We start from the raw sequence: 12,849 nt of genomic DNA, 5'->3' as shown, positions 1-12,849 counted from the left end.
TCCGTGAAAGCCGAACTCGACCACAGCGTCAAAGCCGATCTCGAACGCAACGGTTTCATGCTGCTGCTTGGGCTCTTCGCCCTGGCGGGACTCTACGTCGCCTCGCGTGCTGGCGGCGGCATTCCCTATCTGGGTGGCATCGGCTTCAGCCTGATCTGTGTCGCCGGGCTGTTCTATTCGATCGCGAAGGTCAAAGCCTTCAGGTAAGCGCTCTCCGGCAGGCCAGGATGCACCGGATGGTCAGGCGCGGCGCCCGTGTGATAGAGCATCCGGGCATTTCGCCCAGCCTCCTGGATCCCGCGTGCTGCCTGCTTGATCAGCTCATCGGCCGGCATGTTATGCGAGCATGAGCACAGCATCAGGATGCCGTCCTTGCCGACGCAGGAGGCGGCAAGGCGTGCCAGCTTCCGGTAGGCGCGCGCACCCTGGTGGAAATCCTTCTTCGATTTGACGAAGGCAGGCGGGTCGGCAACGACGATATCGAAGCGCTTCTGGCCAGCTGCTATTTCCGGCAGCACGTCGAACGCGTCGCCCATGCGCGTCTCAAAGCGCGCGGCATGGCCGTTGATCTCGGCGGCGCGCTTGGCAAACTCCAGCGCCGGAGCGCTGCGGTCGAGGGCCAGCACATGCTCGGCACCAGCCTTCAAGGCCTGGTTGCCGAAGCCACTCATATAGCAATAGGCATCGAGGACATGGGCACCCTTGGCCAGGCGCGCAATGAGGGCGCGGTTGTCGCGCTGGTCGAAGAACCAGCCGGTCTTCTGCCCGGCGCGCGGATCGCACAGGAATCTGGCGCCATTCTCGATCACTTCCACCGGTTCGTCGAGGTTGCCTTTGAGCACACGGCTCAAGGGTTCCAGCCCTTCGAGCTCACGTGCCGGGCCGTCGCCGCGGGCGACGATGACGCGCGGGCTGAGCAGGGCGTCGATGGCGGCGCTGAGCGTCTCCAACTCGGCATCCATGCCGGCGCTGGAGACATCGATGACGACGACATCGCCATAGCGGTCGATGACGCAGCCGGGAAAGCCATCGGCCTCGGCATGCGCCAGGCGATAGAACGGCACGTCGATGAGCCGCTCGCGCAGCTTCAGCGCCCGCTCCAGGCGGCGGCGCCAGAACTGGACGTCGATCTCAAGGCTGTGGTCGCGGGTGATGACGCGCCCGCTGATGAGCGATTTCGGGTTGAAGAAGACGAGGCCGATCGGCTTGCCGTCCGCCTGCCGCAGGGTGGTGATGGTCCCCGGCTTGATCGCCTTCAGTTCCGGCCCGCTCTGCAGCTCATTGGAGTAGATCCAGGGGTGACCGCCAAGGACACGCCGTTCCTCGCCCGATTTCAGGTGGATCGTGGGCCGTTTCGTCATCAATAAAGTCCTGTTGAAGCAGTGTTAATGGCGGCGGGAACACAGCACGCCTAGTCGCCGAGCGCAATGCCCTCGCGGCGCGGATCGCTGGCGCCCAGGAGCCCCGTCCCGTCGAGCACGATGACATTAGCACCGCTGTTGAGTTCCTGCACCTTGACCTTGTGGCCACGGGCCATGAGCGCCGTCTGCAGGGCATCCAGGCCGCGCGCTTCCTCCAGCACCGTGGGGCCATTGCGGTTGAGGAAATGCGGCGCGGCGATGGCGGCCAGGGGATCGCGCCGCCAGTCGACAAGGTTGACGATCGATTGGGTTACATAACCGATGATGTTGGCCCCGCCCGGCGAGCCCAGCACAGCCCGGAGGGTGCCGCTTTTGCGGTCGAAGACCAGGGTCGGCGACATGGAGGAACGCGGCCGCTTGCCCGGTTCCGCCCGGTTGGCGGCGGCGCGGCCCTGTGCCGCCGGGGCAAAGGCGAAATCGGTCAGCTGGTTGTTGAGCAGGAACCCGTCCACCATGAGATGCGCCCCGAAGGCGCCTTCGATCGAAGTGGTGAAGCTCACCGCATTGCCGTCGCGGTCGACCACCGACATGTGGCTGGTCGAAAGCGGCTCGGCAGCCTGGCGTGCCGGCAGGGCGCCAAGGAGGCTTGCCTCGGCCGGCCGGCCAGGCAGCGCCTCGCCCATCGATTTGGCGGGATCGATATCCGCCGCCCGGCTGCTCAGATATGCCTCCTCCAGCAGGCGATCGACCTGCACCGGCACGAAATCGGGATCGGCCAGATAGCGTTCGCGATCGGCAAAGGCGAGGCGGCTCGCCTCCGCGATGAGATGCACGGCGTCGATGCCATCGGGTGGCATGGCGCCGAGGTCAAAATGGCGCAGCATGCCGAGGATCTGCAGGATGGCGACGCCGCCCGATGATGGCGGCCCCATGGCGCAGACACGCGCGTCGCGATAGTCGAGGCAGGGGACGGGGCGCGTCTGCGCCTGATAGCCGGCGATGTCGTCCGTCGTCATCCCACCGCGGTTGGGTGCGGCCGCGTCGACCGCCGCGGCGATGTCGGCAGCAATAGACCCTCGATAGAAAGCGTCGGCACCGCCCGTGGCGACGGCGCGCAAGGTGCGGGCGAGGGCGGGATTCCGGAGCCGCGTACCGGCTCTGAGCGGCGTGCCATCGGCGTTGAAGAAATAGCCGCGCGTGCTGGGTTGTGCCGCAAGCACCGCATCGTCGGCGATATCCTCGGCAAGGCGGGTCGAAACGGCAAAGCCGTCCTCGGCCAGCGCGATCGCCGGCTCAAAAAGCGTGTGCCAGGGCAGACGCCCATGCGCGCGATGCGCCAGTTCCAGCATGCGCAAGGTACCCGGCACACCGACCGAAAGGCCACCCGGCACCACGTCGGCAAAGCTGCGCGGCAGCCCGTCATCGCCGAGGAACATCCAGCGATTGGCGCTTTCCGGCGCCGTCTCGCGCCCGTCATAGCTCTCCAGCGCCTGCGTGCCGGCACTGTAATGCAGCAGGAAGCCGCCACCGCCGATGCCGGAGGATTGCGGCTCGACCAGCGTGAGGACCATCTGCATGGCAATGGCAGCATCGACCGCCGATCCGCCCTGGCGCAGGATGTCGCGGCCGATCTCGGCGGCAAGGGGGTGCGCCGCCACCACCATCTGGTGTTCGGCGCGGACGATGCTGGAAGCCGCGTGCGGTGCGGGCGCCGCAACCGGCGTGCTGCAGGCGCCAAGAGCAATCAGCGCCGCGGCGAGAGCGAGGCGCCGGCAGCAGCGCATCAGCTGCGCACGCCGCGCAGGCGCTCGGAGCGGCGGCGCAGCAACTCGACCGTTACCAGCATCACGGCGGCGGCGATCACCAGCATGGTGGCGGCGGCGGTGATGGTGGGGCTGATCTGTTCGCGAATGCCGCTGAACATCTGCTTTGGCAAGGTGCGCTGGTCGGGGCTGGCGATGAACAGCACCACGACCACTTCATCGAACGAGGTGACGAAGGCAAAGAGGGCGCCAGAGATCATGCCGGGTAGGATCAGCGGAAAGGTCACCTTGCGGAACACCGTCATCGGCGAGGCGCCAAGGCTTGCCCCCGCGCGCATCAACGACTGGTCGAACCCGGTGAGCGTCGCCGTCACGGTGATCACCACGAACGGGGTGGCGAGCGCGGTATGCGCCAGGATGATGCCGAAATAGGTGTTGTTGATGCCGAGATCGGCGAAGAAGAAATACATGCCGACCGCCGTGATCACGACCGGCACGATCATTGGCGAAATGAGCAATGCCATCACGCCGGCACGGTAGGGGAAATTGGCGCGGCTGAGACCGAGTGCCGCCAGCGTGCCAAGGGTCATCGACAAGGTGGTGGAGCAGAGGCCCACGATGGTGCTGACCTTGAGCGCATTGAGCCAGCGCGGATCTTGGAAGAAATCCGCGTACCATTTCATCGACAGGCCCGGCATCGGATAGGTGAAATAAGGCTCCGAATTGAATGACAGCGGCATGATCACGATGATCGGCGCGATCAGGAACAGCAATGTCAGGGCGCAGATGACGATGAGGGCGGCACGCCAGACGCGCTCAACCGGTGATGCGTAATGCGGAAGACCGAGCATAGGCGTTATCCGAGCTTCATCTTGTCGATGCCGACAAGCTTGTTATAGACGGCGTAGAGAATGAGCGTGCCGAGGAGCAGGATGGCGCCCAGCGCCGATGCCTGGCCCCAGTTAAGCTCACGGTTGGTATAGTTGGCGACGAAATAGCTGATCATCTGGTCGGTCGGCCCACCCACCAGCGCCGGCGTGATGTAATAGCCAAGGCACAGAATGAAGGTCAGCAGGCAGCCGGCGGCGATTCCCGGCATGGTCTGCGGGAAATAGATCTGCCAGAAGGCGCTGAACGGGCCCGCACCCAGCGAGCGCGCGGCGCGTACGTAATTGGGCGAAATCGTCTTCATCACGCTGTAGATCGGCAGAAGCGTGAAGGGCAGCTGGATATGCGTCATGGCGACGATGGTGCCGAAGCGGCTGAAGATCAGCTGCAGCCGGTGATCGGTGAGGCCCAGCGCCAGCAGCAGATCGTTGACCGGCCCTTCGGTCTGCAGCAGCACGACCCAGGCCGTGGTGCGAACCAGCAGCGACGTCCAGAACGGCAACAGCACCAGGATCATCAGCAGATTGCTGTGGCGCTGCGGCAGGGTGGCAAGGATATAGGCCAGCGGAAAACCGAGCAGCAGCGTCGCCAGTGTGACACCGCTGCTGATGCCCAGCGTGCGGATGAAGACGTCCTGGAAAATGGCCTGGTCGGGCGACACCTTGGCCAGATCGTCATTGGCGTCCCACCGCAAATCAACCGATTTCAGCAGATAGAAGCTGGTCACACTGTTGCTGGCACGACGCAGCGTTTTCCAGGTTTCCAGCTTGCCCCAGAAGGGGTCGAGCTTCAGGAAGGCATCCTTGTATGGCCCGGCCGTCATCTTCACGGCTGCACGCGAGGCCTGCATAACCTTGCTGCGCGCCGTGGGAATTTCATAGTTGAGGCGCTGACCGATGGCGCCCGCGGTCTTGGTCTTCTGTGCCGCCGTGAGATCGGCGGCAAGCGCCGCGAACACGTCTTCGCCCGGCACATCGAGGCCGTCCCACTGGGCAAGGGCGGTGGTGGTCAGCGGCATGTTGCGGCCGATTTCGGGATTGTCGACCGAGCGTGTCAGGAGAACGGCAATCGGCACCACGAACACGATAACGATGAACAGAAACAACGGCAGGACCAAGCCAATGGCACGCAGGCGCTGCATGCGCTCTGCACGGCGAAGTCTCGCCTTCAAGGACAGGCCGTCGCCTGAAACTGCAGTCATGGTCATCTTATCGTGGGCCGCTGAATGGATGGTTGTCTGGAACGAGAGGTTCAAATGAAATGCCGGTGGGAGACGGGCTCCCACCGGCATTCCGTCAAAAGTTTACTGCGCCAGCCAGGTATTGAAGCGGGTGCGCAGGTCTTCGCCGTTGTCACCCCAGAATTCCGGGCTGAACGAGAACGAAGACTTCAGGTTTTCCGGATAGGTCGGCAGGGTCTTGGCCAATTCCGGATCGACCAGGGCGATGGCGTCCAAGTTGGTCGGGCCGTAGGGGATGGCCGGGGCCAAGGCCGACTGGACTTCCGCCGAGCTCGCGAAGGCCAGGAACTCATACGCCTTGTCGAGGTTCGGCGTGCCCTTGGCGATCGACCACATGTCGAGATCTGGCGCCTGGGCGTCCCAGACGATCTTGAAGGTCTTGCCTTCCTTGATCGCGTTGGCGATACGACCGTTCCAGGCCGAGGTCATGACGACTTCGCCATCGGCGAGGAGCTGCGGTGCCTGCGCGCCGGCTTCCCACCACACGACATCCTTCTTAATGGTGTCGAGCTTCTTGAAGGCGCGATCAACGCCTTCCGGGGTGCCCAGCACCTCATAGACCTTGTCCTTCTCGACGCCATCGGCGATCAGCGCCCATTCCAGGTTCACGACCGGGTTCTTCTGCAGCGCGCGCTTGCCCGGGAACTTCTGCAGATCGAACAGGTCGTTGATGCTGGTCGGGCCGTCTTTCAGCTTGCTGGTGTCGTAAGCGAAGACGGTGGCGAACACGTCGCTGCCAATCGCGCAGTCGTAAGCAGCGCCGGGCAGGATCTTCGCCTTGTCGATGATCTTCGAGTAGTCGAGCGTTTCAAGCACGCTCTGGTCGCAGCCCTGGATGGCGGTCTGCGAGTCGACGTTGATCACGTCCCAGCTGACCGTGCCGCTTTCCACCATGGCGCGGATCTTGGCGACTTCGCCGGTGTATTCTTCTTCCTTGATCGTCGCGCCGGTCTTGGCGGTATAGGGCGCGAAGATGGTGTCGTGCTGCGCCTTCTGATAGGCACCGCCCCAGGACACGACGGTAAGGCCATCGGCCGCATAAGCGACCGTGGCAAGAACGCCGGCCGTTGCAACCGCGGCGACGAAGCCGGTCGTCAGCAATTTCTTATTCATTGTAAAACCCCTTCCCTGTTAACCCCAGCCGATCGGTTGACCGGCTTGGAACGCCTTTAGACTTCCGCTCGCTGATACCGGGTTCCGGCCGGAGCGGTGATAGCTCGGGCCCGGTAGCCAAAAGAATGACGGCCGCGCAGGGCGGCCGTCCAAACACATTCGTGTCAGTAAGCGTCGAGAGCGCGGCAGTCTTCCGGCTTCCAACCGACCCGGACCTTCTGGCCGGGACTGAGGCTGGGGACACCCTCGGCATTTGCCACTTTGATGATGAAATTGGCATTGCCCAGCACCGACACGCGGCAGCGCGTGTGATCGCCAAGGTAAATCAGCTCCTGCACCTCGGCATCGAACTGATTGGCGTAGGCACCGCTTTCCGGGTTGATGCGCACGCGCTCCGGTCGCAGCGACAGGGTGGTCGGACTGCCGACGCTCTGCACGCTGATCGGTATGGCGCTGACCATGCCAAAATTCGGGATCTCGACGCCGCAGGCGGTGCCGTTGACCGAGGCGATCTTGCCGTTGAGGCGGTTGTTCTCGCCGATGAACTGCGCGACGAAGGAGTTCTCCGGCTGCTCGTAGAGAGCGCTGGGCTTGGCGAGCTGCTGGATGATGCCATCATTGAACACGGCAACGCGGTCCGACATGGTCAAGGCTTCGGACTGGTCATGGGTCACATATACGACAGTGACGCCGAGGCGCTCATGGATGTGCTTGATCTCGATCTGCATGTGCTCGCGCAACTGCTTGTCGAGTGCGCCCAAGGGTTCATCCATCAGCACGAGCTTGGGGTCGAACACCAGCGCGCGGGCCAGCGCGACGCGCTGCTGCTGGCCGCCCGAAAGCTGGCCGGGGCGGCGCTTTGCCATTTGCGGCATCTGCACCATGTCGAGGGCGCGGGCAACCTTCTTGGCCACCTCGTCCTTGGCGACCTTGCGCACCATCAGCGGAAAGGCGAGGTTTTCGTCGACCGTCATGTGCGGGAACAGGGCATAGTTCTGAAAGACCATGCCAATATTCCGCTTATGCGGCGCCATGTTGTTGATTTCGACGCCGTCCAGGGTGATGCGGCCATGGGTCGGCACTTCGAAGCCCGCCAGCATCATCAAGGTTGTCGTCTTGCCGGAGCCGGATGGCCCCAAGAGCGTCAGAAACTCCCCACGCTCAATCGTCAGATTGAGGTTTTTGACGACAAGTGTCTCGCCGTCATAGGTTTTCTGAACATCTGTGAATGCAACAAACGGATCGTTGGTCGTTCCCATCGTCCCTAAGCCTGCCCTCGTGTGTAACCCTGACAGGTCACAGCATCCTGTACTTTTTATCCGTCGATGCCATTCCCAGAAGGCATTCGCGGTCGCAGTATTTTTTCTGCCATTCGCGTTTAAAGCAACCGAGCTGAACGAGTCAAATGTAAAACAGCTTTGGTCCTATAACGACCGCATTCTGGCGCTGTGGGGCGCAATCAAGGCCGCATCGCCAGCAATAACATCGTCGGCCACACCGTCGTTAAGCGGCAAGCGGCAGAAACAATTCGCGCCAGACTTCCCTCAGTGCCGTCACCAGCGCCTGCATCAAGGCTTCGTCGTGATAGGGCGTCGGCGTGAAGCGCAAACGCTCTGTACCGCGCGGCACGGTCGGAAAGTTGATCGGTTGGACATATATCTTGTGCCGCTCCAACAGGCGCTTCGCGGCCTCGCGGCAGGCCTCGGCGTTGCCGACCATCAGCGGCACGATATGGCTTTCGCTGGCCAGCACCGGCAATCCGGCCTCGGCCATCAATTCCTTCAGGCGCGCCGCGTTCGCCTGGTGCCGGCGGCGCAACTCCGTGGCGGCAATGAGGCTTTTGAGGCTGGCGCGGGCACCCGCCGCAATGACGGGCGGCAAGGCCGTGGTGAAGATGAAGCCGGGGGCAAAGCTGCGCACGAAATCAACCAACAGGTTCGACCCGGCGATGTAGCCGCCCATCAGCCCGAAAGCCTTGCCGAGCGTGCCTTGAATGACGTCGAGCCGGTGCGACAGTCCTTCGCGCTCGGCAATGCCGGCGCCGGTCGGCCCGTAAAGGCCCACGGCATGCACTTCATCAAGGTAGGTGAGCGCGCCGAAATCGGCCGCGGCATCGCAGATGGCGGCGATGGGCGCGATGTCGCCATCCATGGAATAGACGCTTTCGAACGCCACCAGCTTCGGGCGGTCGGCAGGTGCTGCCGCCAGCAGTTCACGCAGATGCGCCACATCGTTGTGGCGGAAGACATGGTATTCGGCACGGCTGTTGCGAATGCCGGCAATCATCGAGGCGTGGTTAGCGGCGTCCGAGAAGACGATGCAGTCCGGCAATTGCTTGGCCAGCACGCTGAGGGCCGCCTCGTTGGCAACGAAGCCCGAGGTGAAGGTGAGGGCGGCCTCTTTCTCGTGCCACGCCGCCAGGTCACGCTCCAGCTCAACCAGTTCATGGCTGTTGCCCGATATATTGCGTGTGCCGCCGGCGCCGGTGCCCGTGCGGGCGATGATGTCCTGCATCGCTGCCATGACGGATGCGTCCTGGCCCTGACCCAGATAGTCGTTGCTGCACCAGACGGTCACGTCGACCGGCGCCGCATCCGGTGCCGGCCGATAGAGTGCGCGCGGGAACTGCCCGGCCAGCCGCTCGATATCGGCAAAAACGCGGTACCGGCCTTCGGTCTTCAGGGCGTCGAGGCGTGCCGCGAAGATCGCGGTGTAGTCGCCGGCAGATGTGGGGGTGGGCTTAGGCATGTCCTTCACGTTTCAACCATTCATGCGTGTCCTTCAGCGCCCGGGAGAAGCGCCCGAACATCTCGCTGACCTGCGCCGTGGTCGAGATCAAGGGCGGGCAGAAGCAGAGCGAGTCTATCACCGGGCGGATGATCAGCCCGTGCTCATGCGCGAACTTGACCAGTGTCGGACCGACAGCCAGCTTCGGATCGAAGCTTTCATGGCTGGACTTGTCCTTCACCAGCTCGATGGCGCCGACCAGGCCGACCTTGCGCACGTCGCCGACCAGTGGATGATCGACGAAGGCGTTCATTTCGCGCTCGAAATGCGGCGCAATCGATCGCACATGGTCGATGATGCGCTCGTCCTCATAGATCTTGATGGTCTCCAGCGCCACGGCCGACGAAACCGGATGTCCGGAATAGGTCAGGCCATGGGCAAAACCGCCGAGCTTGTTGGAATTATCGCGCAACGCCTCAAAGACGCGCTGGTTGATGAGGATCGCCGCAATCGGCAGCTGCCCGGCGGAAAGCTGCTTGGCGGTGGTGATGATGTCCGGCTGCAGGCCGAAGGTCTGCGTGCCCCACCAATTGCCGGTGCGGCCGAAACCGCAGATCACTTCATCGGCCACCAGCAGCACATCGTATGTCTTGAGGACCTTGGTGATCTTTTCCCAATAGGTCTTCGCCGGAATGATGACGCCACCGGCCCCCTGGACGGGTTCGGCGAAGAGCGCTGCGATCGTGTCCGGCCCTTCGGCCAGGATCAGCTTTTCCAGATTGTCGGCGCAGCGTGTCGCAAACGCTTCTTCGGTCTCGCCCTTCTCGCCGAAGCGATAGTAATGCGGGCAATCCGTGCGCAGGATGCGGGCGATCGGCAAATCGAACTCGTTGTGCAGCGCCGGCAACCCCGTCAGTGAAGCGGCTGCGACCGTGACGCCATGATAGGCCTTCACGCGCGCGATGACCTTCTTCTTCTCCGGGCGGCCGAGCGCGTTGTTGAGATACCAGATCATCTTCAGCGCGGTGTCGTTGGCCTCGGAACCGGAATTGCAGAAATAGGCCTTCGACATGGGCACAGGCGCCAGGCTCACCAGCTTCTCGGCCAGCTCGACCACGGGCGAGGCCACTTTCTGCGTGAAGGTGTGATAGAAGGGCAGCGTCTCCATCTGCTTCTTCGCCGCCGCGACCAGCCGCGGCTGCGGACCGAAGCCCAGCGACGCGCACCACAGACCAGCGAGACCGTCGAAATACTCCTTGCCTTCCTCCGTGTAGATGAACGGACCATCGCCGCGCATGACGACGAAGCCGCCATCCTGTTCGTTGCGCAAGGCGTTGGTGTAGCCGTGAAAGTGATACGCGGCGTCGCGGGCAGAGAGGGAGTTCGGCCGACTGGTCTGAATGTTGGCGGTCATGATGTTCCTGATTCCAAACATAAAAAGACCAGCCGCACACATCGCGACGGCTGGTTTAATTGAACCGATCGCAATATCCTCTGTTGCTCCGCCCAAGTCAAAGGCCGGGCCCTGCATTGGGCGTAGGGCAGCCATTCGCGTGCTTCAAAATTCGTATGATTTAAAGGGGGTTGGTGATGTCGCTGCGGATCTGTGTCGGGGGTGCGACAGGTTGGACAGGCAAGGCATTGGTGGCCGGAATCGCGGAGGCCAAGGACTTGTCGCTCTCCGGCGCCGTGGCGCGGAAAGCCGTCGGGCAGGATGCCGGCAGTGTCTCTGGCATCGGTCATCTGGGCGTCGCCGTCAGCGCCAGCGTCGCCGATGCTCTGGGTAGCGAGCCGACCGACGTCTATATCGACTACACGCATCCCTCCGCCGTCAAAGCCAATACGCTGCAGGCGCTGGAACGGGGCGTGCCGGTGGTGGTCGGTACCTCGGGCCTCAGTGCTGCCGATTACGAGGAAATCGCCAGGCTGGCCGAAAAACAGGGTTTAGGCGTGGTGGCCAGCGGCAATTTCTCGATCACCGCCAGCCTGATGACGCGCTTCTCGCTGCTGGCAGCCCAGCATGTGCCGGATTACGAGATCATCGATTATGCCAAATCCACCAAGCCCGATGTGCCCTCCGGCACCGCCCGGGAACTGGCAGAACGCATGGGCGCCATTCAGAAGAGTGTCCCCGGCTATCCCATCGATAGCGTGATCGGGCCGAAGGAATCGCGCGGGGCCGATGTCGGTGGCGGGCGCGTCCACGCCGTGCGGCTGCCGAGCTATGTGCTGGCGGTCGAAACGATCTTCGGCAAGGACGGCGAACGCCTTAGCATCCGCCACGACGCCGGCAGCTCCGCCGGCCCCTATGTCGCCGGCACCTTGCTGGCAGCACGGCGGGTCGTCGCCATGAAAGGCTTGGTGCGCGGGTTGGACAATCTGCTGTTCGGACCTGTGCCCTAACGCGTCATGCCCGGGCTTGACCCGGGCATCCACTCTATCAGCCAGACCAGTGGATCCCCGGGTCTTCGCCCGGGGATGACGACTTAAGATCAATCGGCGGCCAGCGGCTCATAGAAGGCCGCAGAAAACCCCGCTTCATCGCGCGCTGCGGTGTTGAAGGGTGGCTTCAGCCGGCCGCGGAAATGCCGGCGCACCAGTTCCTGCCAAAGTGTCGCCGGGTCCCGACCCGCTTTCGCAGCGAAGAAATCGAACCAGCGTTTGCCGATGGCGACATGGCCGATCTCGTCCCGGTAGATGATCTCCAGCACGGCGGCGGAAGCCTCGTCCCCGGCCCGGCGCAGATCGGTGAGCGTCGCGGGCGTCACATCAAGCCCGCGCGCTTCCAGCACCAAGGGTACGATGGCAAGGCGCGCAAGGAGGTCATGCGCCGTCTCCTCCGCCGCCTGCCACAGGCCATCATGGGCGGGCAGGTCGCCATACTTTGCCCCCAGCTCCTTCAAGCGCTCGGACAGCAGGGTGAAATGCAGCGCCTCCTCGTCACCGACCCGGACCCAGTCGTCGAAGAAGGCGCTGGGCAGATCGGCTGACCCGAAGCGGGCGATGAGGTCCCAGGCAAGGTCGATGGCATTGAGCTCGATATGCGCCAGGGCGTGGAGGAGGGCCACGCGTTTTTCGAGGGCGCCGCCGGCCTTGCGTTTGGGCATATCCCCGGGGCGCCGCAGCTCCGGAAAAAGCCCCCGCGCGGGTCTTTTGGGCGTCTCACCTGGTGAAACAAACCGGACGGATCCGTCGCGCCAGGCCGATGCCAGCAGGCGGGCCGCGGTGGCCTTGTCGCCGGCATCGGCCGTATTGAGGACGGCAATCGCCCCTGTCGCCAGATCCAGCATCAATCCAACTGCTTGATCGCCTTGGCGACGTCCTCGACATGGCCCGGCACCTTCACCTTGCGCCAGACGTTGCGCACGACACCCTTGCCGTCGATGAGGAAGGTCGCGCGCTCGATGCCCATGTATTTCTTGCCGTACATGCTCTTCTCGACCCAGACGCCATAAGCCTCCGTCACCTTGCCGGTCTCATCCGAACCGAGGGTGAAGTTGATGTCGTATTTCTTCTTGAACTTGTCGTGGCTTTCAACCGAATCGCGGCTGACGCCGATTACCACGGCATCCAGTTTCTTGAAGGCCGGCAGGCTGTCGCGGAAGCCGCAGGCCTCGGCGGTGCAGCCGCTGGTATCGTCCTTGGGATAGAAATAGAGCACAACATTCTTACCCTTGAGTTCGCTCAGGGAGATTTTGCCGCCGCCATCGGTCTTCATCGAAAAAGCCGGTGCCTTGCTGCCGCTTTCAATCGCCAT

The 12,849-nt window shown here is 63.3% G+C and carries 12 protein-coding genes; 2 read left to right on the top strand and 10 right to left on the bottom strand.

Annotated features, from left to right (window positions below):
• The first annotated feature begins 3 nt into the window (after positions 1-3).
• Complete coding sequence (locus SMD31_RS02330) at positions 4-207, top strand: hypothetical protein (protein WP_320499060.1); 204 nt, start codon at positions 4-6, stop codon at positions 205-207.
• Here the strand turns inward: SMD31_RS02330 and SMD31_RS02325 are convergent.
• The 8 genes from SMD31_RS02325 to SMD31_RS02290 form a co-directional block, all read right to left on the bottom strand.
• Complete coding sequence (locus SMD31_RS02325; protein WP_320499059.1) at positions 174-1,361, bottom strand: class I SAM-dependent rRNA methyltransferase; 1,188 nt, start codon at positions 1,359-1,361, stop codon at positions 174-176. The genes SMD31_RS02330 and SMD31_RS02325 overlap by 34 nt on opposite strands.
• A 50-nt stretch (positions 1,362-1,411) precedes the next feature.
• Entirely contained in the window at positions 1,412-3,145 is a 1,734-nt protein-coding gene (gene ggt, locus SMD31_RS02320; protein WP_320499058.1) for a gamma-glutamyltransferase, read from the bottom strand.
• A complete protein-coding gene (locus SMD31_RS02315; protein WP_320499057.1) occupies positions 3,145-3,975 on the bottom strand; it encodes an ABC transporter permease in 831 nt (276 codons plus the stop codon). The genes ggt and SMD31_RS02315 overlap by 1 nt, the downstream gene beginning before the upstream one ends.
• A 5-nt stretch (positions 3,976-3,980) precedes the next feature.
• Positions 3,981-5,213 (bottom strand): ABC transporter permease, encoded by a 1,233-nt coding sequence (locus SMD31_RS02310; RefSeq protein WP_320499055.1) that lies wholly within the window; start codon positions 5,211-5,213, stop codon positions 3,981-3,983.
• A gap of 102 nt (positions 5,214-5,315) precedes the next feature.
• The gene (locus SMD31_RS02305) at positions 5,316-6,365 is read right to left on the bottom strand and encodes an ABC transporter substrate-binding protein (RefSeq protein WP_320499054.1); all 1,050 of its coding nucleotides are present in this window, start codon (positions 6,363-6,365) and stop codon (positions 5,316-5,318) included.
• Between the two features lie 164 nt (positions 6,366-6,529).
• Positions 6,530-7,624, bottom strand: a complete 1,095-nt coding sequence (locus tag SMD31_RS02300; protein ID WP_320499053.1) for an ABC transporter ATP-binding protein — start codon at positions 7,622-7,624, stop codon at positions 6,530-6,532.
• A 244-nt stretch (positions 7,625-7,868) separates the two neighbouring features.
• Positions 7,869-9,113, bottom strand: a complete 1,245-nt coding sequence (gene hemA / locus SMD31_RS02295) for a 5-aminolevulinate synthase (RefSeq protein ID WP_320499052.1) — start codon at positions 9,111-9,113, stop codon at positions 7,869-7,871.
• Entirely contained in the window at positions 9,106-10,506 is a 1,401-nt protein-coding gene (locus tag SMD31_RS02290) for an aspartate aminotransferase family protein (RefSeq protein ID WP_320499051.1), read from the bottom strand. The genes hemA and SMD31_RS02290 overlap by 8 nt, the downstream gene beginning before the upstream one ends.
• Positions 10,507-10,682: 176 nt before the next feature.
• Here SMD31_RS02290 and dapB point away from each other — a divergent pair, with 176 nt between their 5' ends.
• Positions 10,683-11,495, top strand: coding sequence for a 4-hydroxy-tetrahydrodipicolinate reductase (dapB, locus tag SMD31_RS02285; RefSeq protein WP_320499049.1), 813 nt, complete (start codon positions 10,683-10,685; stop codon positions 11,493-11,495).
• A gap of 89 nt (positions 11,496-11,584) precedes the next feature.
• On the opposite strand, the gene SMD31_RS02280 is transcribed toward dapB, so the two are convergent.
• Both SMD31_RS02280 and bcp read right to left on the bottom strand, forming a co-directional pair.
• On the bottom strand, positions 11,585-12,382 hold the full coding sequence (locus SMD31_RS02280) for a ferritin-like domain-containing protein (RefSeq protein ID WP_320499048.1): 798 nt from the start codon (positions 12,380-12,382) through the stop codon (positions 11,585-11,587).
• Entirely contained in the window at positions 12,382-12,849 is a 468-nt protein-coding gene (bcp, locus tag SMD31_RS02275) for a thioredoxin-dependent thiol peroxidase (RefSeq protein WP_320499046.1), read from the bottom strand. Before bcp ends, SMD31_RS02280 begins: the two co-directional genes overlap by 1 nt.

The sequence above is a fragment of the Dongia rigui genome (assembly GCF_034044635.1).
GTDB lineage: Bacteria > Pseudomonadota > Alphaproteobacteria > Dongiales > Dongiaceae > Dongia > Dongia rigui.
The sequence above is the reverse complement of the archived record's forward strand: the minus strand, read 5'-3'. Positions and strand labels throughout refer to the sequence as shown.

What these genes read in the sequence shown, in the direction of transcription:
- SMD31_RS02325 (WP_320499059.1), bottom strand. Translation starts at nt 1,361, where the DNA reads ATGACGAAACGGCCCACGATCCACCTGAAATCGGGCGAGGAACGGCGT.
- ggt (WP_320499058.1), bottom strand. Translation starts at nt 3,145, where the DNA reads ATGCGCTGCTGCCGGCGCCTCGCTCTCGCCGCGGCGCTGATTGCTCTT.
- SMD31_RS02315 (WP_320499057.1), bottom strand. Translation starts at nt 3,975, where the DNA reads ATGCTCGGTCTTCCGCATTACGCATCACCGGTTGAGCGCGTCTGGCGT.
- SMD31_RS02310 (WP_320499055.1), bottom strand. Translation starts at nt 5,213, where the DNA reads ATGACTGCAGTTTCAGGCGACGGCCTGTCCTTGAAGGCGAGACTTCGC.
- SMD31_RS02305 (WP_320499054.1), bottom strand. Translation starts at nt 6,365, where the DNA reads ATGAATAAGAAATTGCTGACGACCGGCTTCGTCGCCGCGGTTGCAACG.
- SMD31_RS02300 (WP_320499053.1), bottom strand. Translation starts at nt 7,624, where the DNA reads ATGGGAACGACCAACGATCCGTTTGTTGCATTCACAGATGTTCAGAAA.
- hemA (WP_320499052.1), bottom strand. Translation starts at nt 9,113, where the DNA reads ATGCCTAAGCCCACCCCCACATCTGCCGGCGACTACACCGCGATCTTC.
- SMD31_RS02290 (WP_320499051.1), bottom strand. Translation starts at nt 10,506, where the DNA reads ATGACCGCCAACATTCAGACCAGTCGGCCGAACTCCCTCTCTGCCCGC.
- dapB (WP_320499049.1), top strand. Translation starts at nt 10,683, where the DNA reads ATGTCGCTGCGGATCTGTGTCGGGGGTGCGACAGGTTGGACAGGCAAG.
- SMD31_RS02280 (WP_320499048.1), bottom strand. Translation starts at nt 12,382, where the DNA reads ATGCTGGATCTGGCGACAGGGGCGATTGCCGTCCTCAATACGGCCGAT.
- bcp (WP_320499046.1), bottom strand. Translation starts at nt 12,849, where the DNA reads ATGGCGATTGAAAGCGGCAGCAAGGCACCGGCTTTTTCGATGAAGACC.